Annotated in this window: 22 protein-coding genes and 1 tRNA gene; 5 read left to right on the plus strand and 18 right to left on the minus strand. The window is 69.0% G+C overall.

Annotated features, from left to right (window positions below; genetic code table 11):
- Positions 1–47: 47 nt before the first annotated feature.
- Complete coding sequence (locus ACFXOO_RS06970) at positions 48–554, plus strand: 2'-5' RNA ligase family protein (protein WP_378839811.1); 507 nt, start codon at positions 48–50, stop codon at positions 552–554.
- A 32-nt stretch (positions 555–586) separates the two neighbouring features.
- On the opposite strand, the gene ACFXOO_RS06975 is transcribed toward ACFXOO_RS06970, so the two are convergent.
- The 12 genes from ACFXOO_RS06975 to rplU form a co-directional block, all read right to left on the minus strand.
- Positions 587–2,266, minus strand: a complete 1,680-nt coding sequence (locus ACFXOO_RS06975) for an acyl-CoA dehydrogenase family protein (RefSeq protein WP_394563117.1) — start codon at positions 2,264–2,266, stop codon at positions 587–589.
- Positions 2,263–3,348 (minus strand): putative zinc-binding metallopeptidase, encoded by a 1,086-nt coding sequence (locus ACFXOO_RS06980; RefSeq protein WP_394563118.1) that lies wholly within the window; start codon positions 3,346–3,348, stop codon positions 2,263–2,265. The genes ACFXOO_RS06975 and ACFXOO_RS06980 overlap by 4 nt, the downstream gene beginning before the upstream one ends.
- Before the next feature lie 58 nt (positions 3,349–3,406).
- Positions 3,407–3,479 (minus strand) — tRNA-Ala (locus ACFXOO_RS06985).
- A gap of 80 nt (positions 3,480–3,559) precedes the next feature.
- Positions 3,560–3,940 (minus strand): ribosome silencing factor, encoded by a 381-nt coding sequence (rsfS, locus tag ACFXOO_RS06990; RefSeq protein ID WP_378839819.1) that lies wholly within the window; start codon positions 3,938–3,940, stop codon positions 3,560–3,562.
- Complete coding sequence (locus ACFXOO_RS06995) at positions 3,937–5,160, minus strand: hypothetical protein (RefSeq protein WP_394563119.1); 1,224 nt, start codon at positions 5,158–5,160, stop codon at positions 3,937–3,939. The genes rsfS and ACFXOO_RS06995 overlap by 4 nt, the downstream gene beginning before the upstream one ends.
- Complete coding sequence (nadD, locus tag ACFXOO_RS07000) at positions 5,157–5,753, minus strand: nicotinate-nucleotide adenylyltransferase (RefSeq protein WP_378839825.1); 597 nt, start codon at positions 5,751–5,753, stop codon at positions 5,157–5,159. The genes ACFXOO_RS06995 and nadD overlap by 4 nt, the downstream gene beginning before the upstream one ends.
- Before the next feature lie 9 nt (positions 5,754–5,762).
- Entirely contained in the window at positions 5,763–5,987 is a 225-nt protein-coding gene (locus ACFXOO_RS07005) for a hypothetical protein (protein ID WP_378839827.1), read from the minus strand.
- A 55-nt stretch (positions 5,988–6,042) separates the two neighbouring features.
- Positions 6,043–7,332 carry a glutamate-5-semialdehyde dehydrogenase gene (locus ACFXOO_RS07010; RefSeq protein WP_394563120.1) on the minus strand — a complete coding sequence of 430 codons (1,290 nt, stop codon included), beginning with the start codon at positions 7,330–7,332 and terminating at the stop codon, positions 6,043–6,045.
- Positions 7,329–8,189 carry a glutamate 5-kinase gene (gene proB, locus ACFXOO_RS07015; protein ID WP_378839832.1) on the minus strand — a complete coding sequence of 287 codons (861 nt, stop codon included), beginning with the start codon at positions 8,187–8,189 and terminating at the stop codon, positions 7,329–7,331. The genes ACFXOO_RS07010 and proB overlap by 4 nt, the downstream gene beginning before the upstream one ends.
- Positions 8,186–9,694: a GTPase ObgE gene (obgE, locus tag ACFXOO_RS07020; RefSeq protein WP_378839835.1), complete on the minus strand. Its 1,509-nt coding sequence runs from the start codon at positions 9,692–9,694 to the stop codon at positions 8,186–8,188. The genes proB and obgE overlap by 4 nt, the downstream gene beginning before the upstream one ends.
- A gap of 99 nt (positions 9,695–9,793) precedes the next feature.
- Positions 9,794–10,057, minus strand: coding sequence for a 50S ribosomal protein L27 (rpmA, locus tag ACFXOO_RS07025; protein ID WP_378839837.1), 264 nt, complete (start codon positions 10,055–10,057; stop codon positions 9,794–9,796).
- Between the two features lie 20 nt (positions 10,058–10,077).
- Positions 10,078–10,386, minus strand: a complete 309-nt coding sequence (gene rplU / locus ACFXOO_RS07030; RefSeq protein WP_378839840.1) for a 50S ribosomal protein L21 — start codon at positions 10,384–10,386, stop codon at positions 10,078–10,080.
- A 170-nt stretch (positions 10,387–10,556) separates the two neighbouring features.
- On the opposite strand from rplU, the gene ACFXOO_RS07035 reads away from it, so the two are divergent.
- Positions 10,557–10,829, plus strand: coding sequence for a DUF4031 domain-containing protein (locus ACFXOO_RS07035; protein WP_378839842.1), 273 nt, complete (start codon positions 10,557–10,559; stop codon positions 10,827–10,829).
- A 28-nt stretch (positions 10,830–10,857) separates the two neighbouring features.
- Here the strand turns inward: ACFXOO_RS07035 and ACFXOO_RS07040 are convergent, their stop codons facing one another.
- Positions 10,858–13,185 carry an Rne/Rng family ribonuclease gene (locus ACFXOO_RS07040; RefSeq protein WP_394563121.1) on the minus strand — a complete coding sequence of 776 codons (2,328 nt, stop codon included), beginning with the start codon at positions 13,183–13,185 and terminating at the stop codon, positions 10,858–10,860.
- A 288-nt stretch (positions 13,186–13,473) separates the two neighbouring features.
- On the opposite strand from ACFXOO_RS07040, the gene ACFXOO_RS07045 reads away from it, so the two are divergent.
- Positions 13,474–14,091, plus strand: a complete 618-nt coding sequence (locus tag ACFXOO_RS07045; RefSeq protein WP_378850292.1) for a vitamin K epoxide reductase family protein — start codon at positions 13,474–13,476, stop codon at positions 14,089–14,091.
- On the opposite strand, the gene ACFXOO_RS07050 is transcribed toward ACFXOO_RS07045, so the two are convergent.
- Genes ACFXOO_RS07050 through ileS form a run of 5 tightly spaced genes read right to left on the minus strand, consistent with a single transcriptional unit; the run spans position 14,016 to position 20,153 of the window.
- Complete coding sequence (locus ACFXOO_RS07050; protein WP_394563122.1) at positions 14,016–14,474, minus strand: DUF6578 domain-containing protein; 459 nt, start codon at positions 14,472–14,474, stop codon at positions 14,016–14,018. The two genes, ACFXOO_RS07045 and ACFXOO_RS07050, sit on opposite strands and share 76 nt — an antisense overlap.
- A 52-nt stretch (positions 14,475–14,526) precedes the next feature.
- On the minus strand, positions 14,527–14,943 hold the full coding sequence (ndk, locus tag ACFXOO_RS07055) for a nucleoside-diphosphate kinase (RefSeq protein ID WP_378839877.1): 417 nt from the start codon (positions 14,941–14,943) through the stop codon (positions 14,527–14,529).
- Between the two features lies 1 nt (position 14,944).
- Entirely contained in the window at positions 14,945–15,367 is a 423-nt protein-coding gene (locus ACFXOO_RS07060; protein WP_394563123.1) for a DUF4233 domain-containing protein, read from the minus strand.
- Positions 15,364–16,716 carry a bifunctional folylpolyglutamate synthase/dihydrofolate synthase gene (locus ACFXOO_RS07065; protein ID WP_394563124.1) on the minus strand — a complete coding sequence of 451 codons (1,353 nt, stop codon included), beginning with the start codon at positions 16,714–16,716 and terminating at the stop codon, positions 15,364–15,366. Before ACFXOO_RS07065 ends, ACFXOO_RS07060 begins: the two co-directional genes overlap by 4 nt.
- Positions 16,713–20,153 (minus strand): isoleucine--tRNA ligase, encoded by a 3,441-nt coding sequence (ileS, locus tag ACFXOO_RS07070; RefSeq protein WP_394563125.1) that lies wholly within the window; start codon positions 20,151–20,153, stop codon positions 16,713–16,715. The genes ACFXOO_RS07065 and ileS overlap by 4 nt, the downstream gene beginning before the upstream one ends.
- Positions 20,154–20,594: 441 nt before the next feature.
- On the opposite strand from ileS, the gene ACFXOO_RS07075 reads away from it, so the two are divergent.
- Both ACFXOO_RS07075 and ACFXOO_RS07080 read left to right on the plus strand, forming a co-directional pair.
- Positions 20,595–21,941: an MFS transporter gene (locus ACFXOO_RS07075; RefSeq protein ID WP_394563126.1), complete on the plus strand. Its 1,347-nt coding sequence runs from the start codon at positions 20,595–20,597 to the stop codon at positions 21,939–21,941.
- Complete coding sequence (locus ACFXOO_RS07080; RefSeq protein WP_378839891.1) at positions 21,941–22,600, plus strand: pentapeptide repeat-containing protein; 660 nt, start codon at positions 21,941–21,943, stop codon at positions 22,598–22,600. The genes ACFXOO_RS07075 and ACFXOO_RS07080 overlap by 1 nt, the downstream gene beginning before the upstream one ends.
- The last annotated feature ends 3 nt before the right edge of the window (positions 22,601–22,603 follow it).

Here is a 22,603-nt window from a genome sequence, read left to right on the forward strand (position 1 = left end):
GTTCGCGCGAGAGCCCGGACCTGCAGGCTTGCTAGGGTCGGTCGCACATGAGCGACGTCGTCAGCATCGAGCTTCTCCTCGACCCGGAATCCGACGCTTCGGTGCGCGGGGACTGGGACCGTCTGGCGCGCGCCGGACATTCCAGTCTCGGGTCCCACCGTTCGCCGAGCAACAGCCCCCACGTGACGCTCCTGGTCCGCCCCGCGCTCGCCCAGAACCGTTTCGCGCAGGCCTCGGCTCTCCTGCCGGTGACGCTCTCGCTCGGCTCCCCCATCGTGTTCGCGCACGGCGACCGCGGCGTGCTGGTGCGGCCGGTACTGCTCACCCCCGAGCTGCAGGCGCTGCATGCCGCCGTGCACGCTGCCGCGGCGCCCGGCGAGGATGCTCCGCACACTGCACCCGGGGAATGGACGCCGCACGTCAGCCTGGCGCGTCGGCTCCGCCTGACGTCTCTCCCCGAGGCACTCGAACTGCTCGGGCCGGAGTCCACCGCGTCCGGAGTCGCCCTCCGGCGGTGGGACTCGGCATCGGCGACCGTCACGACGCTGGACTGACCACCACGTCACTCCAGGGAGGCGACCACGCCTCAGTGACGGGCGACGATGGCCGCGGCATCCGTCCCACGCGGGAGGACCCCGTACTGCGCACCCCTCTGCTCCCCGAGGCGCGCGGCCAGGAAGGTCTCGGCGTCGAGTGAGGGAGCGTGCCGCAGCATGAGGGAGCCCTGCAGTGCGAGCGCCAGATTCTCCGCCAATCGCCGCGCCTGGGCCTGCGCGCCCGCGGGATCGGCGTCGGCGACCTCCGCGAGCAACGCAACAGCCCGGTCGACGTGGGCGTCGAGCAGGCCGGACGCGCCGCGGGATGTCTCGAGCTCCTCGACGAGCGCGGCCACCGAGTCGGGATTGCGGGTCAGTGCCCTTACCACATCGAGCGCGATGACGTTGCCCGAGCCCTCCCAGATCGACATCACGGGCTGCTCCCGGTACCGACGGGCGAGGGGGAAGTGCTCGATGTACCCGTTGCCGCCGAGGCACTCGAGGGCTTCGTACGCGTGATGCGGTCCGCGTTTGGTGACCCAGTACTTGGCGATGGGGGTGGCGATACGACGCAGCGCGACGTCCTGCTCGGAGGCATCCGCGTCGAAGAGCTGCGCCAGCCGGAGTCCCGTCAGCATCGCGGCCTCGGACTCCATCGCGAGGTCGGCGAGAACGGCCGACATCGCGGGCTGGTCGACGAGCGGCGCTCCGAGCGCGGATCGGCCACGCGCGTGCCAGACGGCTTCCGCGACGCTCTGGCGCATTCCGGCGGCCGCGCCGAGGATGCAGTCGAGCCGGGTGCGCTGCACCATCTCGATGATGGCGTTCACGCCGCGCCCCGGCTCGCCGATCAGCACCCCGACGGTGCCGTCGAGCTCGACTTCGGCGGAGGCGTTGGACCGGTTGCCGAGCTTGTCCTTGAGTTTCTGGATGCGGAAGGAGTTGCGCATTCCCCGGGGCAGCAGCCGGGGCACGAACAGGCAGCTCAGTCCCTCGTCCTTGCCGCCACGGCGGGTCTGCGCGAGCATCAGGAACCCGTCCGACATGGGCGCGGAGCAGAACCATTTGTGTCCGGTCAGCTGATAGGCCTGCCCGCCCATGTGCACACCGGCGGTCGTGGCTGCCCGGAGGTCCGAGCCGCCCTGTTTCTCGGTCATCGCCATGCCGATGAGGGCGCTGCCCTTCTCCTCGTTCGGCAGCAGGCGCGGCTCGTACTCGCGCGACAGCAGGCGCGGCATCCATTCCTCCGCCACACGCGGCGACTGCTGAATCGCGGCCACGGCGGCGTGCGTCATCGAGACCGGGCAGGCATGCCCCGCCTCCACCTGCGCGAACAGCATGAACGTCGCGGCACGGGCGACGGATGCTCCGGGGCGGGGCTCGGCCCACGCCGAGGTGTGCGCTCCGCGCGCGAGGGCCGCCGACAGGACGCGATGGTAGGACGGGTCGTACTCGACCTCGTCGAGGCGATATCCCCACCGGTCGTGCGGGTACGCGACCGGGGTGTGCACGTTCGCGCGCTCGGCGTCGGCCTGGAACTCCCCCGACCCGACGTGCGTGCCGGCCTCGTGCAGGTCACCGCCGGCCCACCCGGCGCCGAACGCCTCGACCGCTGCGACGAGCGGCGCGTTCAGCCCGAATTCGTCGACCTCGACACGGAAGGGCGGCTGATTGTGCACCTTGTGCGTGGCGGCTCCGATCACGCGCTGGCCGCGCGAATACGAGGTCATGTGCGGTCCGCCGACCCCTGGAGCGCGAGCGACGCCTGCTGCGCGGTGGTGAGGGGCGCGCGGGTGACCATTTCGTGCACGAACCCGAGCTTGGTGCGGACGGTCGGCACGATGTCGAACGGGTACAGGTCACCGAAGCCCATGGCGCGGTTGATGCGGTTGAAGGCCTGCGACATCCATTCCCAATCGCCGAGCAGCTGGTGCACCGATTCGTCGCGGTACGACTCCCGCGGGATCACGTCGGTGTCGCGTGCGTTGGTGGTGGCGGCATCGAGATGGATGCCGATCGCCGCCGCCGTCTGCAGGGTTCCGGTGATGTGCAGATAATGCGCGAACGTCTCGGCGAAGTCCTCCCACGGGTGCATCGTGGCGTATTCGGAGATGTACTCGTCGCGCCATCCTGCCGGCGCCCCCGAGGCGTAGTGGCGGGTCAGCGCCTCCTGATAGCTGGCACGCTCGTCACCGAACAGCGCGCGGCAGCGCGTCCATGCCGCGTCATCGGTCAGCAGGACGTTCTGGAAGTAGTGCCCGACCTCGTGACGCAGGTGGCCGAGCATCGTGCGATAGGGCTCGCCCAGCCGGATGCGCAGGGCTTCCCGCCGATCGTCGAGGCTCTCGGCCAGATCGAGGCTGATGATGCCGTTCGCGTGCCCGATCATGATGCGCTCGCCCTGAGAGAGGCTCGAGAGGAAGTCGAACCCGAGCCCACCGGGCCGGACGTCCCACGGCACGATCGGCAGGCCGAGGTCGGCGAGCTGCAGCAGCAGCCGACGCTTCGCCTCCTCCGTCTTCGCCAGCTTCTCGAGGGCGACCGTGTCGTCGGACGGAGGTCGCCGCCGGGTCAGTCGGCACGCGATGCACCGCCCCGCCGGCGCGTCGTCTCGCACCAGCCAGTTGCACTGCCACCCGCGGTTCGAGCAGGTGTGCCACGTCTCCCCGTCGATCACGACCCGCCCGTTGTAGACCCCGAAGAACTGACGGCTGATGACGTGGAAAGCGATCGTGCCATCGCACTCGGGACACGTCAGCGTGTCGAGGTAGACGAAGTGCCGACAGTACGGGCACCGAGGCTGCGAGCTCATGACTTCACCGTAGCGTCGCGCATGGAGGCGACGAACACGGTGCGAGAGAATTATCCGGTGGATCTGAGGGGACTCGAACCCCTGACCCCCTGCATGCCATGCAGGTGCGCTACCAGCTGCGCCACAGACCCAGAATCGTTGCTCCGCCGTGGCGGGGCAACCCCCCTAGATTACTACATCCGAGAGCGTGGGACGAACCACGACGGCCGGGTCAGTCGGCGGACGCGACGCGCGACGGCAACTCGATCGGGACCACCGGGCAGTCCTTCCAGAGACGCTCGAGTCCGTAGTACACGCGCTCCTGCTCGTGGAAGACGTGCACCACGAGATCGCCGAAGTCCAGCAGGATCCAGCGCGACTCCTTGCGGCCCTCACGGCGGAGCCGCTTGTAGCCCGACTCCAGCAGCTTGGTCTCGACCTCATCGGCGATCGATGCGACGTTGCGCTCGTTGCGCCCCGTCACGAGAAGGAAGATGTCGACGAGTGGCAGCGGCTCCGAGACGTCGAGAGCGACGAGGTCCTCGCCGCTCTTGTCGTCTGCGGCGGCGGCGGCGATCGCCAGCATCCGCCGGGAATTGTCGGTCGCGGTCATGAGAATACTCCTGTCGCAACGGCGAGGATCAAGACACCGACAAGAGCGATGGCAAGCACACCGATGGTGATTCCGAGGGCGAGCATGAGGCGCCCGCCCTTCTCGGGGGCGGGGGGGCGAATGATCTCGCCGGTGGTCTTCACCGTGCTGATCGCCGCACTCGCAGCGATCGGGGTGGGAGAGGAATGCGCGGGCAGTTCGCCGTCGACGAGCACGGCGTCGACGTCCTTGCCGTCGGTCGTACCGGGCGCGTGGCCCTGCGAGCCCAATCCCTCCGGGAGGGCGAACGTGCCGGTGATGAGCACCTCGCCTGTCGCGGTCACGGGGCTCATCATCGCGCCCTCGGGGGTCTGCGACAGGATCAGCGCATTCGTCGTGGACTGCGAGCCGGTGGTCGTGCTGCTGCGCGCGATGAGCTGGTCGAACGAGGGCGGAAGGGTGACGGCAGCGATCGGAGCGGGACCGTCGCCGGCCAGCAGCTCGGAGCCGAAGGCGGGATCGACCACGGGGCCCGACGCGGGTGCATCGAGATCGTCATCATCCGCGGCGTCTCCGACGATGCCCGCCGGCTCATCGCGGGGTCCGTCTTCGTGCTCTTCGTCATGGTCCGTGGCCTCGTCGGCGGAGTCTTCGATGACGGATGCCTCGATCACGTCGTCGCCCTCGGACTCATCGGGCGCGGCGGTGACCTGCTCGAGGTCGCTGTCGACCGCGGCGTCCGTGCGGGCGGCGACGTCGCCGGGCTGATCCTCGCGCTCTGCGGTGGACGCGGCTGACGACTGCGCGTTCAGCATGCCGGAGGTGATGACGGGGACGGATGCCGTACGGATCCGTTCCTGTTGGCGCGCCTGGCGTCGCGTGAGCGGGTTGACTCCGAGGTCGACGCTGGCGTCGGGCGCCGGCGCCGGGGCGAGGTCGATGGGCTCGGCAGCACGGGCCAGCGGCACGGCGGGCGCAGGGCTCTCCAGCCGGCCGGCGGATGAAGGATCCTCGGGTGCGGCGTCCGCGGGCGCGTCGCCGTGCGCCGTCGACGATCCGGCCGAGTCGCTCGACCCCTCGGCGTCGGAGCGCGCGGCGTCGTCGAGGGCGCGGGCGGCGGCCGCAGCATCCGCTGCCCGGAGGTCTTCAGGCGTCACGATCGGCGTCGACGCGGTGTTGCGGATCTCCCGCAGCTGACGACGGGTCAGCGGCTGGACTTCGTGTTGTTCGGGTGCGGTCATGCGTTGCTCCGATAGAGGTGATGCTTCGCGATGTACTGGACGACGCCGTCGGGGACGAGATACCAGACGGGATGCCCCATCTTGACCCGCTTCCGGCAGTCGGTCGAGGAGATCGACAGCGCCGGAATCTCGAGCTGACTCACCTTGCCGCCCGGCAGTCCGTCGGTGGTGAGCACGTGCCCCGGCCGGGAGACGGCCACGAAGTGGGCCAGGTCCCACAGTTCATCATGGTCCCTCCAACTGAGAATCTGCGCCACAGCGTCGGCGCCGGAGATGAAGAACAGCTCCGCGTCCGGCCGCGCCGCCTTCAGATCGCGCAGCGTGTCGATCGTGTAGGTGGGGCCGGCCCGGTCGATGTCGACGCGGCTGACGGTGAACTGCGGGTTGGCGGCCGTCGCGATCACCGCCATGAGGTAACGATGCTCGCCCGCCGTGACCACCTCTTTCTGCCACGGGCGGCCGGTCGGAACGAAGATCACTTCGTCGAGGCCGAACGAGGAGGCGACCTCACTGGCGGCCACCAGGTGCCCGTGATGGATGGGATCGAACGTCCCACCCATGACCCCGATCCTCGGGGCTGCCGTCACCTGCATGCGGTCGACCTAGTGGCCGTGCCCCACTTCTGGCTTGTCGTTCGCGTGCGCGCGTGCGTAAGCCTCGGCCTTGCTGCCGTGGCGGTTGGCCACGTTGCGGTACGAGAGGGTCACGAGACCGAGCGCCGCGAACGCGATGATCGCCACGATGGGGTAGCCGATCGTCTCGAGCATCACGTTGCCGTGCTGCTCCCCCTCTTCAGCTGCGAGGGCGATGAGCGAGGCGAAGGTCATCTGGGCTCCGTTTCGGATGGGGCGGTGCACACGGTGCGCACCTCAGTTTAGGACGTCAGGCTCGGACTTGTCCTGAGCCGCGCGCGAGCCACTTGGTGCTGTTCAGCTCAGCGAGTCCCATCGGGCCCCGGGCATGCAGCTTCTGGGTGGAGATGCCGACCTCCGCTCCGAAGCCGAACTCGGCTCCGTCGGTGAAGCGGGTGGACGCGTTCGCCATCACCACGGCCGAATCGACCTCGGCGAGGAAGCGCTCGGCCATCGCCTCGTCCTCGGTGATGATCGCCTCCGTGTGGTGAGTCGAGTACCGACGGATGTGCGCCATGGCCGCATCGACGTCGTCCACGACGCGCATCGAGAGGTCGAGGCTCATGTGCTCGGTCGCCCAGTCGTCCTCGGTCGCCGGCACGACGCCGGCGGCCAGCATGCGCACGTCGTCGTCGCCGTGGACGGTGACGCCGGCCTCCTGCAGGGCGGCCACCACGGGACGCACGAGACGCTCCGCGGCATCGCGGTGCACCAGTACGGTCTCGACCGCGTTGCAGACGCTCGGACGCTGCGCCTTCGCGTTGACGACGATCTCCTGCGCCCAGGACTCCGGGGCGGTCGCGTCGAGGAAGATGTGGACGACACCGGCGCCGGTCTCGATGACGGGGACGGATGACTCGGTCACGACGGTCTCGATCAGCTGAGCGCTCCCTCGGGGAACGAGGACGTCGACGATCCCCCGCGCCTGCATCAGCTCGCGCGCCCCCGCGCGGCCGTAGTCATCGACAGTCTGCACAGCTTCGGGGTCGACGCCGGCGGACGTGAGAGCCTGTCGCATCGCGTCGATGAGCGCGCGGTTCGTCGACTCGGCCGCGGAGCCTCCACGCAGCACCACAGCGTTGCCCGAACGCAGGGCCAGCGCGGTGATGTCGACGGTGACGTTGGGCCGCGCCTCGTAGATCGAGCCGACAACTCCGAACGGCACCGACACCTTCTGCAGTCGGATGCCGTTCGGGAGCAGCCGTTCGTCGAGGATGCGCCCCACCGGGTCGGGGAGCTCGGCGACGTCGCGGACGGCCTGCGCCAGCGCCGCCACGCGTCCTTCGTCCAGGCGCAGTCTGTCCTGCAGGCCCTCCGACAACCCGGTCGCCCGACCGCGCTCGAGGTCAGCGTGGTTCGCCTCGACGATGAGAGCAGCGGATGCCTCGAGTGAATCGGCGATCGCGCGCAGCACGTCGCGCTTGCGCGCGTCGGAGAGCAGACCGATCTGCCTCGACGCGTCCTTTGCCCGCAGCATCCGCTCACGAAGCACGTCCGCCGCCGATGCCTCGACAGCGCTCTCGCCCGCGGTGATGGTCATCGGCCCAGTGTATCGGCGGGCAGCGCCGCGACCGGGGCCGTGCGGATGGGGCCGGTCGGCGTCGGTGTGCTCCCGTGCGGGTGCGGATCGAACCAGGTGCCGATGTCGTCGCCGTCGAGAGCCGCCGCCACCCGATCGGCGCTCGTGACGAGCACGCCCACTCCCGCTGCGGCGGCCAGACGCGCGGCCGAGACCTTCGTGGCCGCTCCCCCGGTGCCGACGCTGTTCACGACGCCCGAGCCGAACTCGTAGCCGTGCAGGTCGTCGTCGTACTCGACCCGATGGATGGGGCGTGCGCCCGGCTGATCCGGCGGGCGGGTGAACAGGCACTCGATGTCGCTCAGCAGCACCAGCGCATCAGCGCCGATGAGCTCGGCCACGAGCGCGGCGAGCCGGTCGTTGTCACCGAATCGGATCTCGTGGGTGGCGACCGTGTCGTTCTCGTTCACGATCGGCAGGATGCGCAGGCCGAGCAGTCGCTCCATCGCGCGCCGGGCGTTGGAGCGGTGCGTGGGGTTCTCGAGGTCTCCCGCCGTCAGCAGAACCTGGCCGGCGACGATGCGGAACGGGCGTAGGGATTCCTGGTAGCGGTAGATCAGGACGTTCTGCCCGACCGCGGCCGCCGCCTGCTGAGTGGCGAGGTCGCTGGGCCTCGCATCCAGAGCGAGGAACGGCATTCCCGTCGCGATCGCGCCCGACGAGACCAGCACCACCTCCGTGCCCCGGCCGTGCGCGACGGCCAGCGCTTCGACGATCGGCTGGATCTTGCCGGCGTTCTCACCACTGATCGACGACGAGCCGACCTTGACCACGACGCGGCGGGCTGTGCGCAGCTCCGCCCTCGTGCGTGCGGTCACTGCGCGTCCTCGTCGAAGGACTCACCCGCGCCGATCCGCTCGGCCTCGAGATCGGCACGAGCCTCGGCTTTCGCATCCATCATCGCGTGATAGCGCTCACGGCGCTGCGATGTCGTGCGGCGGTTGTCCTGCAGCAGACGCGGATCGGTACCGCGCGGCGCCGTCATGAGCTCGGCCACCGACGTGAGCGTCGGCTGCCAGTCGAAGACGACACCGTCACCCTCGCCGATCACGACGGTGGAGCCCGTCGTCGCGCCCACGCGGTGCAGTTCGTCCTCGACGCCCAGCTTCTCCAGGCGATCGGCGAGATAGCCGACGGCCTCTTCGTTCTGGAAGTCGGTCTGCTGCATCCAGCGCACAGGCTTGTCGCCGATGATGCGGTAGATGTCGCCGTACGATCCGCCTTCGATGCGGATCGTGAAGTCCTTCTCGCTGCCACGCGGGCGGATGACGATGCGCTCGGGCGCCGGCTTCGCCGCCTCTTCCGCACGGTGCCGCAGCACGACGTCGCCGAGCGCGTAGGTCAGCTGGCGCAGGCCATCATGGCTGACGGTCGAGATCTCGAAGACGCGGAATCCGCGAGCCTCCAGGTCGGGACGGACCAGGTCGGCGAGCTCTTGCGCCTCCGGCACATCGACCTTGTTGAGCGCGATGAGCTGCGGACGTTCGAGCAAGGGAACCTGGCCGTCGGGGACGGGGTAGGCGGCGAGCTCCGCGAGGATGATGTCGAGGTCGCTGATCGGGTCGCGACCGGGCTCGAGCGTGGCGCAGTCCAGCACGTGGACCAGAGCCGTGCACCGCTCGACGTGGCGGAGGAACTCCAGGCCCAGGCCCTTGCCCTCGCTGGCGCCCTCGATCAGACCGGGGACGTCGGCGACCGTATAGCGGGTGTCGCCCGCCTGGACGACGCCCAGGTTGGGATGCAGGGTCGTGAACGGATACTCGGCGATCTTCGGACGCGCCGCGGAGATGGCCGCCACGAGGCTCGATTTGCCGGCCGATGGGAAGCCCACGAGCGCGACGTCGGCGACGGTCTTGAGTTCGAGGACGACATCGCCTTCCCAGCCCGGCGTGCCGAGCAGTGCGAAACCCGGCGCCTTGCGCTTCGGATTCGACAGTGCGGCATTGCCGAGACCGCCGATGCCGCCGGGCGCGACGATGAATCGCATACCCGGCTCGACGAGGTCGACGAGCACTTCGCCCGAGGCGTCCTTCACCACGGTGCCGACCGGGATCGGCAGTTCGAGGTTCTCGCCCTCTGCGCCCGATCGGTGGTCGCCCATCCCGAATCCGCCGTTACTGGCGGACCGGTGCGGAGAATGGTGGTACGACAGGAGCGTGGTCACCTGGGGGTCGGCGACCAGGATGACGTCGCCACCGTGCCCACCATTGCCGCCGTCGGGCCCTGCCAAAGGCTTGAACTTCTCGCGTTTGACCGAGACGCAGCCGTTGCCGCCTTTGCCCGCACGCAGGTGCAGAGTGACGTGGTCGACGAACGTGACCATTCGCTCCTCCTCCGTGATGGGCCTCAGCGGCCTTCGATGAAAACACGAGGGGGCGAGCCGAAGCCCGCCCCCTCGTATGAAACTGTGTGCAGCCTCGAACTACTCCGCAGCCACCGCGGCGACGATGTTGACGACCTTGCGGCCGCCCTTCTGGCCGAATTCGACCGCGCCCGGGGTCAGGGCGAACAGCGTGTCGTCGCCGCCACGGCCGACGTTCACGCCGGGGTGGAAGTGCGTGCCACGCTGGCGGACGATGATCTCGCCGGCGAGGACCTTCTGGCCGCCGAAACGCTTGACGCCGAGGCGCTGAGCGTTGGAGTCACGACCGTTACGGGTGGAGCTTGCGCCCTTTTTGTGTGCCATGTCCTGAGTCTCTTCCGTGCTTACTTGATGCCCGTGACCTTGACGCGCGTGAGGTCCTGACGGTGCCCCTGGCGCTTCTTGTACCCGGTCTTGTTCTTGAACTTCTGGATGATGATCTTCGGGCCGCGCTCTTCACCGAGGACCTCGGCGGTGACGCTGACCTTCGCGAGCGTGTCGGCGTCAGTCGTCACGGCGTCGCCGTCGACCAGCAGAACGGCGGGAAGCTGGATGCTGTCGCCGATCTTCGCCGCCTGTCGGTCGAGAACGACGATCGTGCCGACCTCGACCTTTTCCTGCCGTCCACCGGCGCGCACAACTGCGTAGACCACTTCATACCTTGTTTCTTCAGGGAGCGCGCGGCTCCGGATGCCTGGGCAAAGATGCGGTGCGGAAGCAAATACTGTCGTCAACGCACCAAAGGGATACATTACCGGATCGGGGCCGATATCCCAAAAGCTGATGCGGTCCGACTCCCGCGGCGCGGTCGTAGGATCCGTCTGTGACGATCCTGATCGACGACCCCCGCTGGCCCGCGCACGGGCGGATGTGGGCGCACCTCGTGAGCGACTCGGATCTGGCCGAGCTGCACGCGTTCGCCGAGGCGAACGGGATCCCCCGGCGCGGGTTCGATCGCGACCACTACGACGTGCCCGAAGACGCCCACGCTCGACTCGTCGCCGCGGGTGCCGTGCACGTCGACGGTCGCACGCTCGTACGATCGCTGATCGCGTCGGGCCTCCGGGTGACGGCGCGCCAGCGTCGCGGACGATGACCGCCCGCGACGCCGAGATGCGTCGCCCTCAGTCCTGGGTGGGGGTCGTGCTCACCGGCGTACCCGTCAGGGCGGCCGTGGTCACGCGTCGCCGTCCGCGGCCCTGACCGGGGGCCTTCGGCTCCGGAAGGGCGTTCAGCACGACGTCCAGCAGAGCATCCTTCTCGGTGCGCGGCGGGGCGGCGGGTGCGGGACGCTTCTTGCGCTGCTTCTTGGGACGCTCTGCAGTGACCTGCTCGACAGGCTCGGAGACAGCGGCTTCCGTCTCGGTGGCCGGCACCTCTTCCGCGTGCGGGTGGATCGTCGATGCGGCGATCTGCGCCAGTGCGGACTTCACTCCCTCGGTGATCATGTGGGTGCCGCCCCCGGAAGACGATCCGTTCGTGTTGCTGGGCGGCCCCGAGCGCGGGCGACGCCCCGTCGGCGAGCCCGTGAGCGGAGCGCGGTGCTTCATGACGGGATCGTGGTGCACGACGACACCCCGGCCGGCGCAGACGTCGCACGGCTCACTGAAGGTCTCGAGCAGGCCCAGCCCGAGCTTCTTGCGGGTCATCTGCACGAGACCCAGTGACGTCACCTCAGCGACCTGATGCTTCGTGCGGTCGCGACTGAGGCACTCCACCAGGCGGCGCAGCACGAGGTCCCGGTTGGACTCGAGCACCATGTCGATGAAGTCGACCACGATGATGCCGCCGATGTCGCGCAGTCGCAGCTGGCGGACGATCTCCTCGGCGGCTTCGAGGTTGTTCTTGGTGACGGTCTCCTCGAGGTTTCCTCCGGAGCCGACGAACTTCCCGGTGTTGACGTCCACAACGGTCATGGCCTCGGTGCGGTCGATCACGAGCGAACCGCCGGACGGCAGCCAGACCTTGCGGTCGAGCGCCTTCTCGATCTGCTCCGTGACGCGGAAGTCGTCGAAGGGGTCGCCGTCGCTGTCGTAGCGCTCGATGCGCTCGAGCAGATCGGGCGCGACGCCTGCGACGTAGCTCTCGATCGTCTGAGCGGCGTCTTCGCCCTGGATGAGCATCTTGGAGAAGTCCTCGTTGAAGACGTCGCGCACGATCTTGACGAGCAGGTCGGGCTCCGAGTGCAGCAGCGCGGGCGCCTGCACGGATTCGAGCTGGGCGCTGATGTGCTCCCACTGCGAGGTCAGTCGCTGCACGTCGACGGTGAGCTGGTCTTCGGTGGCGCCCTCGGCGGCGGTGCGCACGATGACGCCGCTCGACTCAGGCAGCACCTCCTTGAGGATGCGCTTGAGGCGCGCGCGCTCGGTGTCGGGGAGCTTGCGCGAGATCCCGTTCATCGCGCCGCCCGGCACGTAGACGAGGTATCGGCCGGGAAGTGAGATCTGGCTCGTGAGCCGCGCACCCTTGTGGCCGACGGGATCCTTCGTGACCTGTACGAGGACCCGGTCCCCCGACTTCAGGGCGAGCTCGATGCGTCGCGGCTGGTTGCCGGTTTCGACGCCGTCCCAGTCCACCTCGCCGGAGTACAGCACGGCGTTACGGCCGCGGCCGATGTCGACGAACGCGGCCTCCATGCTGGGCAGAACGTTCTGCACGCGCCCGAGGTAGACGTTGCCGATCAGAGAGGCGTCCTGGTTGCGGGCGACGTAGTGCTCGACGAGCACCTTGTCTTCGAGCACCGCGATCTGGATGCGGCCGTTCTTGGAACGGACGATCATGGTGCGGTCGACGGCCTCGCGACGCGCGAGGAACTCGGCCTCGGTCACGACCGTGCGACGTCGCCCTGCCTCGCGTCCGTCGCGACGACGCTGCTTCTTGGCTTCGAGACGCGTGGAACCCTTGATGCGCTGCGGCTCGGTGATGAGCTCGACCGCGCGCTGGCGCGGCTGATGCTGCGGCGGCTGCGGGGCATCGGGCGCGTCTTCCCGCCCTTCGCCGCCGGTGCGGCGCCGGTTGCGACGTCGGCCGCCCGCGGATGCGGAGTCTTCGTCGACCGACTCCTCGACGCGGCTCTGCCGGACGGGCGGGAGCGGCGGCAGCGCGATGATGGGCGGAGCGTAGAAGTGCAGCTGGGTCGAGACGGCCGAGACGAAGACCTCGGGGATCAGGCCGAGCGTCACTGCGGTCAGCGGAACATCGTCCGCAGGCTCCGTGGGCGGGGCCGCTTCGTCCGCCTGGGGTGACGAGGAGTCCTCCGCGGAGGCAGCGTCGGCGAAGACCTCTGCGACCTCCAGATCGTCACTCGGCCCGGCACCCGCGTCGAGGGAGGGCAACGTGTCGGGCGAAGGCTCCGTGTCGGGCGAGGGACTCGACTCGGGTGCGGTAGGGGTCAGCTCCTCCGCGGGCTCCGGCGTGTTCTCGAACTCGGTCTGGTCATTGTCATCAGCCATCACTGGCGCTCCCTGCGGGCGGCACCGCGTCGCCCGGCGAAATATCGTGCGGCTCCCTGGGGTGGGGCCGCGAACTCAATGCGGTCTGCAACAGGCTCTGTGGCTCGTGCTGCGATAGGGCTCACGTGGCCCTGAAGTATTCGTGTGACGCGACGTCCGTCGTGGCCGTGACGCATCGAAGCCCATTATCGCACTTTCACCCGGGCGATGCGCGACGGCACGCTCCCGCGGGTCGCGAGAGGGGTCGGCACCGGGGACTCCCCCAGCCCGGACTGGGATAATGCCGACATGTCCTCGTCGCTGTCACGCACGCGCCCGACCGGCCTCGCCATCTGGCTGATCATCGCCGGCGTCATCGGGTGGTGGGCGGCGTTCTCGCTCACCGTGGAGAAGTTCGCGCTCCTGGAGAATCCGGGGTCCAGCGCCTCGTGCGACTTCAGTGTGCTGGTGCAGTGCGGCAAGAACCTCGACTCGTGGCAGGGCAGCGCGTTCGGTTTCCCGAACCCGCTCATCGGGCTGGCCGCGTGGATCGCGCCGATCGTCGTGGGTGTCGCGATCCTGGCCGGTGCACGATTCGCACGATGGTTCTGGTGGCTGTTCTGGCTCGGCTTCCTGTTCGCGTTCGGCTTCTGCTGCTGGCTCGCCTACCAGAGCATCTTCTCGTTGGCGACTCTGTGCCCCTGGTGCATGGTGACGTGGTCGGTGGCGATCCCGTCGTTCTATGCCGTCACCCTTCACCTGCTGCGGAGCGGTGTCGCGCCGGTGTCGGAGCGCGTTCGCGAGGTCGCGGATCGACTCATGGCGTGGGTGCCGCTGATGGCGATCCTCAGCTACGCCGTGATCCTGTTCATCGCGCAGCTGCGGCTCGACGCGATCGTGAACATCTTCACGCTGATCTTCGGCTGAGTGCCCTTCGCCGCCTCTGCACACGCCACGTCCGGGGCGGCCCGTCGTGGGCGTCGGACATCGCAGTGCGTACGCCTGTTGCAGGCGCGATCCCGCTCAGCCGGGGCTTCGGGCGGACGGCGCAAGGACCGACGCTCGACGACTTCCCGCGTGACCGCGTGCACCTGCAGAACCCGCCCGCGAACCCGATCGACGAAATCGTCCTCGTGGTGAGACTCGATCGCGTCGACGGTCGCCACCAGCACCGGGCCCAGTGTGTCGGCGAGGGCAAGATGAGGTGACCGCGTCGCGATTCCGAAGTCGATATCGTCGCCGACGGCGAACGCTTCCCCGCAACACTGCCACTCCCAGTCCGCCAGCCAGATTCGCGTGATGGCGCTCATGCTGTCCGCCCCCTGCCAACGCAGGGGACGAACGCGGCCGGCCGCATGGTCGTCAGGCGAACCAGATGGCCAGCTCGCGGGCAGCCGACTCCGGGCTGTCCGAACCGTGCACGAGGTTCTGCTGCACCTTCAGGCCCCAATCGCGACCGAAGTCGCCGCGGATCGTCCCGGGTGCCGCGGTCGTCGGATCGGTCGTACCTGCGAGCGAGCGGAAGCCCTCGATGACGCGATTGCCGGCCAGACGGATGGCGACCGACGGTCCCGACAGCATGAACTCGAGCAGCGGCTCGTAGAACGGCTTGCCCTCGTGCTCGGCGTAATGCCGCGCGAGGGTCTCGCGGTCGGGTTCGACCAGACGGATGTCGACGAGGGAATAGCCCTTCGCCTCGATGCGCGCGAGGATCGCGCCCGTGAGGCCGCGGGCGACGCCGTCGGGCTTGACCAGGATGAGGGTCTCTTCGGTCGACATGTCATTCTCCGTCGGGGGTGGGATCTTGCTGCGCGAGGCGCGCGTTGCGGGCGTCGAGCGACGCCCCCTTGATCGTCGCATACGCCCAGAGCCCACCGAAAATGAGGGCGACGAGCGCGAAGGCCGGCACGAGCAGAGCGGCGGCGAGGACGAGGCCCTGCAGGATCCACCCCAGCACGATTCCCCACCGGTGCTGCAGCGTCCGCCCGGCGAGCAGCATGACGAGTGCCACCGTGGATCCGGCGACGATGCCCCACCAGGGCTCGATCCCGGCGGGGAGAGCGGCGAGGCCGTACACGAGGAGCCCGCCGAGGAACACCACGAGCGACTCGGCAGCGAGGACGATCGATCCGAGCGACTCGGCGGCGCCCCGACGTCGGGGCGGTCGCCTCGGAGGCCGTTCCTCACCGGTGCCGGCGCTCATTCGCCGCCCCCGCTCTTCCATTGCTGCTCCGCTGCGAGGGCCAGCGCCTCGCCGGCGAGTACGACCGAACCCGCGATGATCACGGCACGCCGAGCGGATGCCGAAGCCCAACTGCGCGCCTCAGCCGCGGCGTCGTCGAGGTTGCGGTGCACGGTGACCGGCAGACCCGACGCCTCGGCGATGTCCGCCACCACGTCGGCCTCGTTCGCGCGCTCGGAGTCGGGCGCAGTGGCGAACACGTGGGTGGCGATCGGCGCGAACTCCGCCACAATCCCGCGCGCGTCCTTGTCTTCGAGCACCCCGAGCACGACCCCCCACTCGTCGAAGTCGAAAGCCGTCCTCATGGCCTCCACCAGCGCGTGCGCTCCGTGCGGATTGTGGGCTGCATCGACCAGCACGGTCGGCTCGATGCCGACGAGCTGCAGTCGACCGGGCGACGTGACCTGGGCGAGCCCGTCGGTCAGCACATCGGCGCTCAAGGGCTGTGCCGCACCGCCGATGAGCGACTCCACCGCCGCGATCGCGAGCGCCGCGTTGAATCCCTGGTGCGCGCCGTAGAGGGGCAGGTATTCGTCTTCGTAGACACCGGCGAGTCCACGCACCGAGATGAGCTGCCCGCCGACCGCGAGGCGGTCGGACGCGAGCGCGAAACCCTCTCCCTCGAACGCGATCGACGCCCCGTGTGCGGCGGCCGCCGCACGGAGCACGGCCTCGGCCGCGGCGTCCTGGCGGGCCGAGACGACGAGCGCGCCGTCCTTGATGATCCCGGCCTTGACGGAGGCGATCTCGGCGATCGTGTCGCCCAGACGATCGGCGTGGTCGAGGTCGATCGGGGCGAACACGGCGACGTCGCCGTCGGCGGTGTTCGTCGAATCCCACGCGCCACCCATGCCGACTTCGAGCACGAGCACATCGATCGGCGCATCCGCGAACACGACGAAGGCGAGCACCGTGAGCAGCTCGAAGAACGTCAGCGGCGCGTCATCGGCCTTCTCGAGCTCTGCGTCCACGAGGCCGACGAAGGGAGAGATCTCGTCCCACGCGTCGGCGATCGCGGCGTCGTCGGCCGGTTCGCCGTCGATCATGATCCGCTCGGTGAACCGCTCGAGGTGGGGACTCGTGAACAGTCCCGTGCGCAGACCGTGGGCGCGGACCAGGCTCTCGATGATGCGGCTCGTCGAAGTCTTGCCGTTCGTGCCCGTGACGTGCACGACGCGGTACGTGCGCTGCGGGTCGTCGAGCAGCTCGAGCACGCGGCGGGTGCGCTCCACGCGCGGCTGGACCCACTGCTCGCCCTGACGGGTCAGCAGCTCGGCGTAGACGGCATCTGCGCGTGCGCGGTCGTTCACGCCTGCACCGCCTCGTCCTCGGCGGCGGGCGCAGCGGTCCGCGTCACGGCGACGTGGAAGCCGCCGGCGTTCGCATAGGTGCCCGCCGGCACGTAGGACACATGCTCCGGCAGAGTGCCGAAGACCGTGGGATGCCACGTCTCAGGCGGGTCATCCGTCGCGACGTGCACATCACGACCGACCACCTGCACGTCGTGCGCGAGCGCGAGCGTCTCGCCCGCGACGTTCGCGACATCGAAGGCCGACGCCACCGCGTCGCCGTCGACGGGGTCGGCGAACAGCAGGTGCAGCCGGATGCGGTCGCTCACGTCGAACCCGGCAGCCTTTCGGGTGTCCTGTACGGCTCGGATCAGGTCGCGTGCCAGCCCTTCGGCCTCGAGCTCGGGGGTCGTGGTCGTGTCCAGCAGCACGAACCCTCCGCCCGTCAACAGCGCGAGCGCCTCGCCCGCGGGGCGACCGGCGGTCTCGAGAACGAGGTCGTACTCCCCCGGCTCGAGCGCGAGCCCGCCGGCGGTGACCACGCCGTCGGTCTCACTCCAGTCTCCGGCTTTCGCGGCCCTGATGGCCTGCTGCACCTGCTTGCCCAGGCGCGGACCCGCGGCACGCGCGTTGACCGAGAGCCGGTAGGTGATGCCGTACTGCGCGGCGGTGCCGTCTTCGAGATCGATCAGTTCGACGCTCTTGACGTTGAGTTCGTCGCGGAGGATGTCGTCGAACCGACCGAGGGACGAAGCATCCGTCTTCACGACCGTGAGTCGCGCCAGCGGCAGACGCACGCGCTTGCCCTCCTTCTTGCGCAGCGCATTCGCCGCACCCGACACCTCGCGAACCGCGTCCATCGTGGTGCGGATGTCGTCGGCGGCCGGGAAGTCGTCGGCATCGGGCCAGTCCTGGAGATGCACGCTGCGTCCGCCGGTGAGGCCCTGCCAGATGCGCTCGGCGATCAGCGGGATCAGCGGCGCCGCGACACGGGTGACCGTCTCAAGCACCGTATAGAGAGTGTCGAAGGACTCACGACTGCGCGGGTCGTCGGACATTCCGACCCAGAAGCGATCGCGCGAGCGACGCACGTACCAGTTGGTGAGCGCCTCGGCGAAGTCCCGCAGCCGTTCCGCAGCCGTCGTCGAGTCGAGGGTCTCGAGGTCGTTCGCGACCTCGCGCACCAGGTCGCCGGTGAGCGCGAGGATGTAGCGATCGAGCACGTCGGTGGAATCGGTGCGCCAGGAGGCCTCGTAGCCGCCGGAGGAGGCGTTGGCGTACGTGGCGAAGAAGTACCACGTGTTCCAGAGGGGGAGGAGGAATTCGCGCACGCCCGAGCGGATGCCCTCTTCGGTGACGATGAGGTTGCCACCGCGCAGCACCGAGCTCGACATGAGGAACCAGCGCATCGCATCGGATCCGTCACGATCGAAGACCTCTGAGACGTCGGGGTAGTTGCGCAACGACTTCGACATCTTCTGTCCGTCGTTGCCGAGCACGATCCCGTGACAGCTCACGCCCGTGAACGCGGGGCGGTCGAACAGCGCGGTCGACAGGACGTGCATGAGGTAGAACCATCCGCGGGTCTGACCGATGTACTCGACGATGAAGTCCGCGGGTGCATGCTCGTCGAACCAGTCGTGATTCTCGAACGGGTAGTGCACCTGGGCGAACGGCATCGAACCCGAGTCGAACCACACGTCCAGGACGTCCTCGATGCGGCGCATCGTCGAGCGTCCGGTGGGGTCGTCGGGATTCGGCCTGGTCAGCTCGTCGATGAACGGGCGGTGCAGGTCGACCTCGCCGTCGGTGTTGCGGGGCAGGCGGCCGAAATCGGCCTCCATCTCGGCGAGGGACCCGTACGCATCCACGCGCGGATACTCGGGGTCGTCGCTCTTCCAGATGGGGATCGGCGAGCCCCAGTAGCGGTTGCGGCTGATCGACCAGTCCCGCGCACCCTCGAGCCACTTGCCGAACTGCCCGTACTTGACGTTCTCGGGCGCCCAGGTGATCTGCTCGTTGTTCGCGAGCATGTCGTCCTTGATGTCGGTGACGCGCACGAACCAGCTCGAGACGGCCTTGTAGATGAGGGGGTTCCGGCAGCGCCAGCAGTGCGGGTACGAATGCTCGTAGCTGGCCTCGCGCAGCAGGCGCCCGCGCTGGGTGAGCAGTCGGATGAGCGGCCGGTTGGCGTCCATCCACAACTCCCCGGCGACGTCCGTCACCTGCGGCAGGAACTTGCCGCCGTCGTCCAGGCTCATGATCAGCGGGATGCCGGCCGCAGCCGTGACCCTCTGGTCGTCCTCGCCGTAGGCGGGCGCCTGGTGCACGATTCCGGTGCCGTCGCTGACCGTCACGTAGTCGTCGACGAGGATGCGCCAGGCATCGGCGGTGCCCCAGGTCGCGGCATCCGCGTAGTAATCGAACAGGCGGTCGTACTCGACGTCGGCGAGATCTGCGCCGAGCACGGTTTGCTGCACGGCTGCCCGTGCCTCGTCGAGGCTCGCGTAGCCCAGGTCCTTCACGTAGCCGCCGAGCAGTTCCTCCGCGAGCAGATAGCGATGCGCGGTCGCCTCGATGCGGTCGTCGGGGTGGCCCGACGGATCGTGGTGCACGTCCGCGGCGCCGGCGGGTCCGCCGGGCAGGACCACGTAGCGGATGCCGGGACCCACGGCGAGCGCGAGGTTCGTCGGCAGCGTCCACGGCGTCGTCGTCCAGGCGAGGGCTCGCACTCCGGTGAGCCCGAGGGCTTCGGCCTTGAGCCCGACGAGCGGGAAGGTGACGGTGACCGACGGGTCCTGGCGCATCTTGTAGACGTCGTCGTCCATGCGCAGCTCATGGCTCGACAGCGGCGTCTCGTCACGCCAGCAGTACGGCAGCACGCGGTAGCCCTCGTAGGCCAGTCCCTTGTCGTACAGCGTCTTGAACGCCCAGAGCACGGACTCCATGTACGTGGTGTCGAGCGTTTTGTAGCCGCGCTCGAAATCCACCCAGCGCGCCTGGCGCGTCACGTAGTCCTGCCACTCCCGCGTGTAGGTCAGCACCGATTCGCGGGCCCGACCGTTGAAGGTGGCGATGCCCATGCGCTCGATCTCGGCCTTCTCGGTGATGCCGAGCTGCTTCATGGCCTCGAGCTCGGCGGGCAGCCCGTGCGTGTCCCACCCGAAGACGCGGTCGACCTTCTTGCCGCGCATCGTCTGGAAGCGGGGGAACAGGTCTTTCGCGTATCCGGTCAGAAGGTGCCCGTAGTGCGGCAGGCCGTTCGCGAACGGAGGACCGTCGTAGAAGACCCACTCCGGCGAGCCGTCGCGCTGAGCGATCGAGGCCCGGAACGTGTCATCGGCCTCCCAGTACGCGAGCACGTCTCGCTCGATCTCCGGAAACCGGGGACTGGGGACGACGGATGCCGCGTCGGCGGCGGGCCCGAATGAACCGGTGGCGGGGCGTGGATAGGTCATGTCACTCCAGCAGGTTGCGTGCGTTGTGCGTTGCTTCCTGCGAGGACGACCCTCCCGTCGGAAGGACCGCGGTACCACCCCGCGTACGCGAACCCCTCGCGGAGCCACGCCTCTCTCACTGCGGCGATGACGGGCCTGCCCCGCCCGGTTCTACTGGGGGCCGAGACCCTGTTCTTCCGGGAGCTCCCCGGTGATGGCCGGATCTGCGCTGCTCCTTCGATTGTACTCCGGGCGCGGCATCCGGCGTCGACCCTCCTGCGGGCTTTCGCGGCCCCCGCCCTCGCGAACAGTCGCGACGCGCCGTTGCCGCCGCCCACCACGCGGCGTGTCGCGCCCGTTCGCCGTCCACGAGGCGCCACCCGACCGGCTGTGACGGCGCTGCCCGATCGGTGTCACCCATTGCTGGACGCGATCCATCAACGTCTCCGGGTGGCAGGATGGATGCCTGTGACCACCGCTCCTCCCGCCCCGCTGTCCGACCGCTCCGTCCCCGCCCGCCGTATCGCGTGGGCCTCCATGGTCGGGACATCGCTCGAGTCCTTCGACTTCTATCTCTTCGCCTACTTCTCGGCATACTTCCTCGGACCACTGTTCTTCGACCCGCTCGGCACGTTCGGCGGTCAGCTCGCAGCCTTCGCCACCATCGCGGTCGCCTTCGTGGTGCGCCCCATCGGCGCAGTGCTGTTCGGGCACATGGGCGACCGACTCGGACGGCGGACCACGCTGCTCTGGACGGTCGGCATCATGGGTGTCGCGACCGGCCTCATCGGCCTGCTGCCGACGTACGCGCAGGCGGGATGGCTCGGCGCTGTTCTCATCGTGCTGCTGCGCGTGGTGCAGGGTCTGTCGCTCGGCGGTGAATGGGGAGGGTCGATCCTCCTCGCGACGGAGAACTCCGGCCGGGTCAAGCGCGCGTTCTACGCCGCTATCCCCCAGCTCGGCTCCCCCGTCGGTTCGATGCTGACCGCGGTGGTGTTCATCGTCATGACCCTCGTGCTGCCGGCCGAGGAGCTCGCCGCCTGGGGCTGGCGCATTCCCTTCCTCCTCGCGATCCCCCTGCTGGCCGTCTCGCTCTACCTGCGATGGTCTATCGACGAGACACCCGTGTTCAAGGAAGTCGTGGCCGAAGGCCGTCGCGACCGTCTGCCGTTCCTGACGATGTTCCGGCAGCGGCCGGCCGCCATCGCGATCGCCGTCGGCGCCGCACTCCTGGGCATCGGGTCGTACTCGCTGATGAACACCTACACGATCAACTACGGCGTCGCGCAGCTGGGCTTCAGCTATCAGGACCTGCTGATCGCGACCACGATCGGCGCGCTCGTGCAATTCGTCACGATCCCCCTCTTCGGTGTCTGGGCGACCCGCATCGGCTCGGCTCGCGTCGTCGCCTGGGGAGCGCTCGGCACGCTCCTCATCACCTTCCCGATGTACTTCCTGCTGCAGTTCGCGACGTTCCCGATCCTGGTCGCGACCATGGTGGTCGGCGGCATCCTGCCGACGATGTCGTGGGCAGCGCTCGGCGGACTCATGAACGACCTGTTCCCCGACCACTACCGCTATTCGGCTCTGTCGATCTCCTACGCCATCGCCGCCACCGTCAGCGGCTTCGTGCCGTTGCTGACGATCGCGATCGGCGAGGCCACGGCCTACGCCTGGTGGCACCCGGGCATCGTCCTCGGTGCGATGTCGCTCGTGACCCTCGTCGCGGCATGGGCGGCGGCGCGGGTGCCCCGCGTGCCCGAGTCCGAGGCGGACGCCGACCGGTTCGCCGCGGCCGGTCGCACGTGATGGCCCGAGCCCCTCAGAAGCCCGCTCCGCCTCGCATCGCGTATCCGGACGTGCCGGCCGATCTCGAAGACGCCACGACGGTACGAGCGCGCGAGAACGCGTTCCAGCTCCGTTGGGCGAGTCTGGAGCCGGTGACGGATGCCGCGCACGCCATGATCTCGGAGTGTGTCGTGGAGGGGGCATCCGTGGAGCGTCTCGACCTCACGGGGGCAGTGCTCACCGATGTCGAGATCACGGATCTGCGGGCCACCGAGGTCGCCGCACGAACGTCGCGGTGGCGGACCGTCCGTGTGCGCGGCGGTCGCATCGGGACGCTCGACCTGAGCGGGGCCACGCTGGGCTCGGTCGAGCTGCGCGGGGTGCGCGTCGACTATCTGAGCCTCGGCTCGGCGAAGGTCACCGACCTGTCGATCGTCGACTGCACGATCGGCGCGATCGACCTTCCGAACGCCGTCTGGTCGCGCGTCTCGTTCGAGGGATGCCGCGCCGATGAGGTCGACAACCGCGGGATGCGGTCGACCGACGTCGACCTGCGCGGACTCGAGGCCGTCGCCTTCACCGACCCGACTGCGCTCCGCGGTGTCACCCTGACCGAGCGGCAGACGATCGGGCTGTCAGGAGCATTCGCCTCCGCGCTCGGCATCGACGTCCGCGACTGAGCA

Origin of the sequence: Microbacterium sp. P03 (genome assembly GCF_043556235.1) — a bacterium.
Taxonomy (GTDB): Bacteria; Actinomycetota; Actinomycetes; order Actinomycetales; family Microbacteriaceae; genus Microbacterium.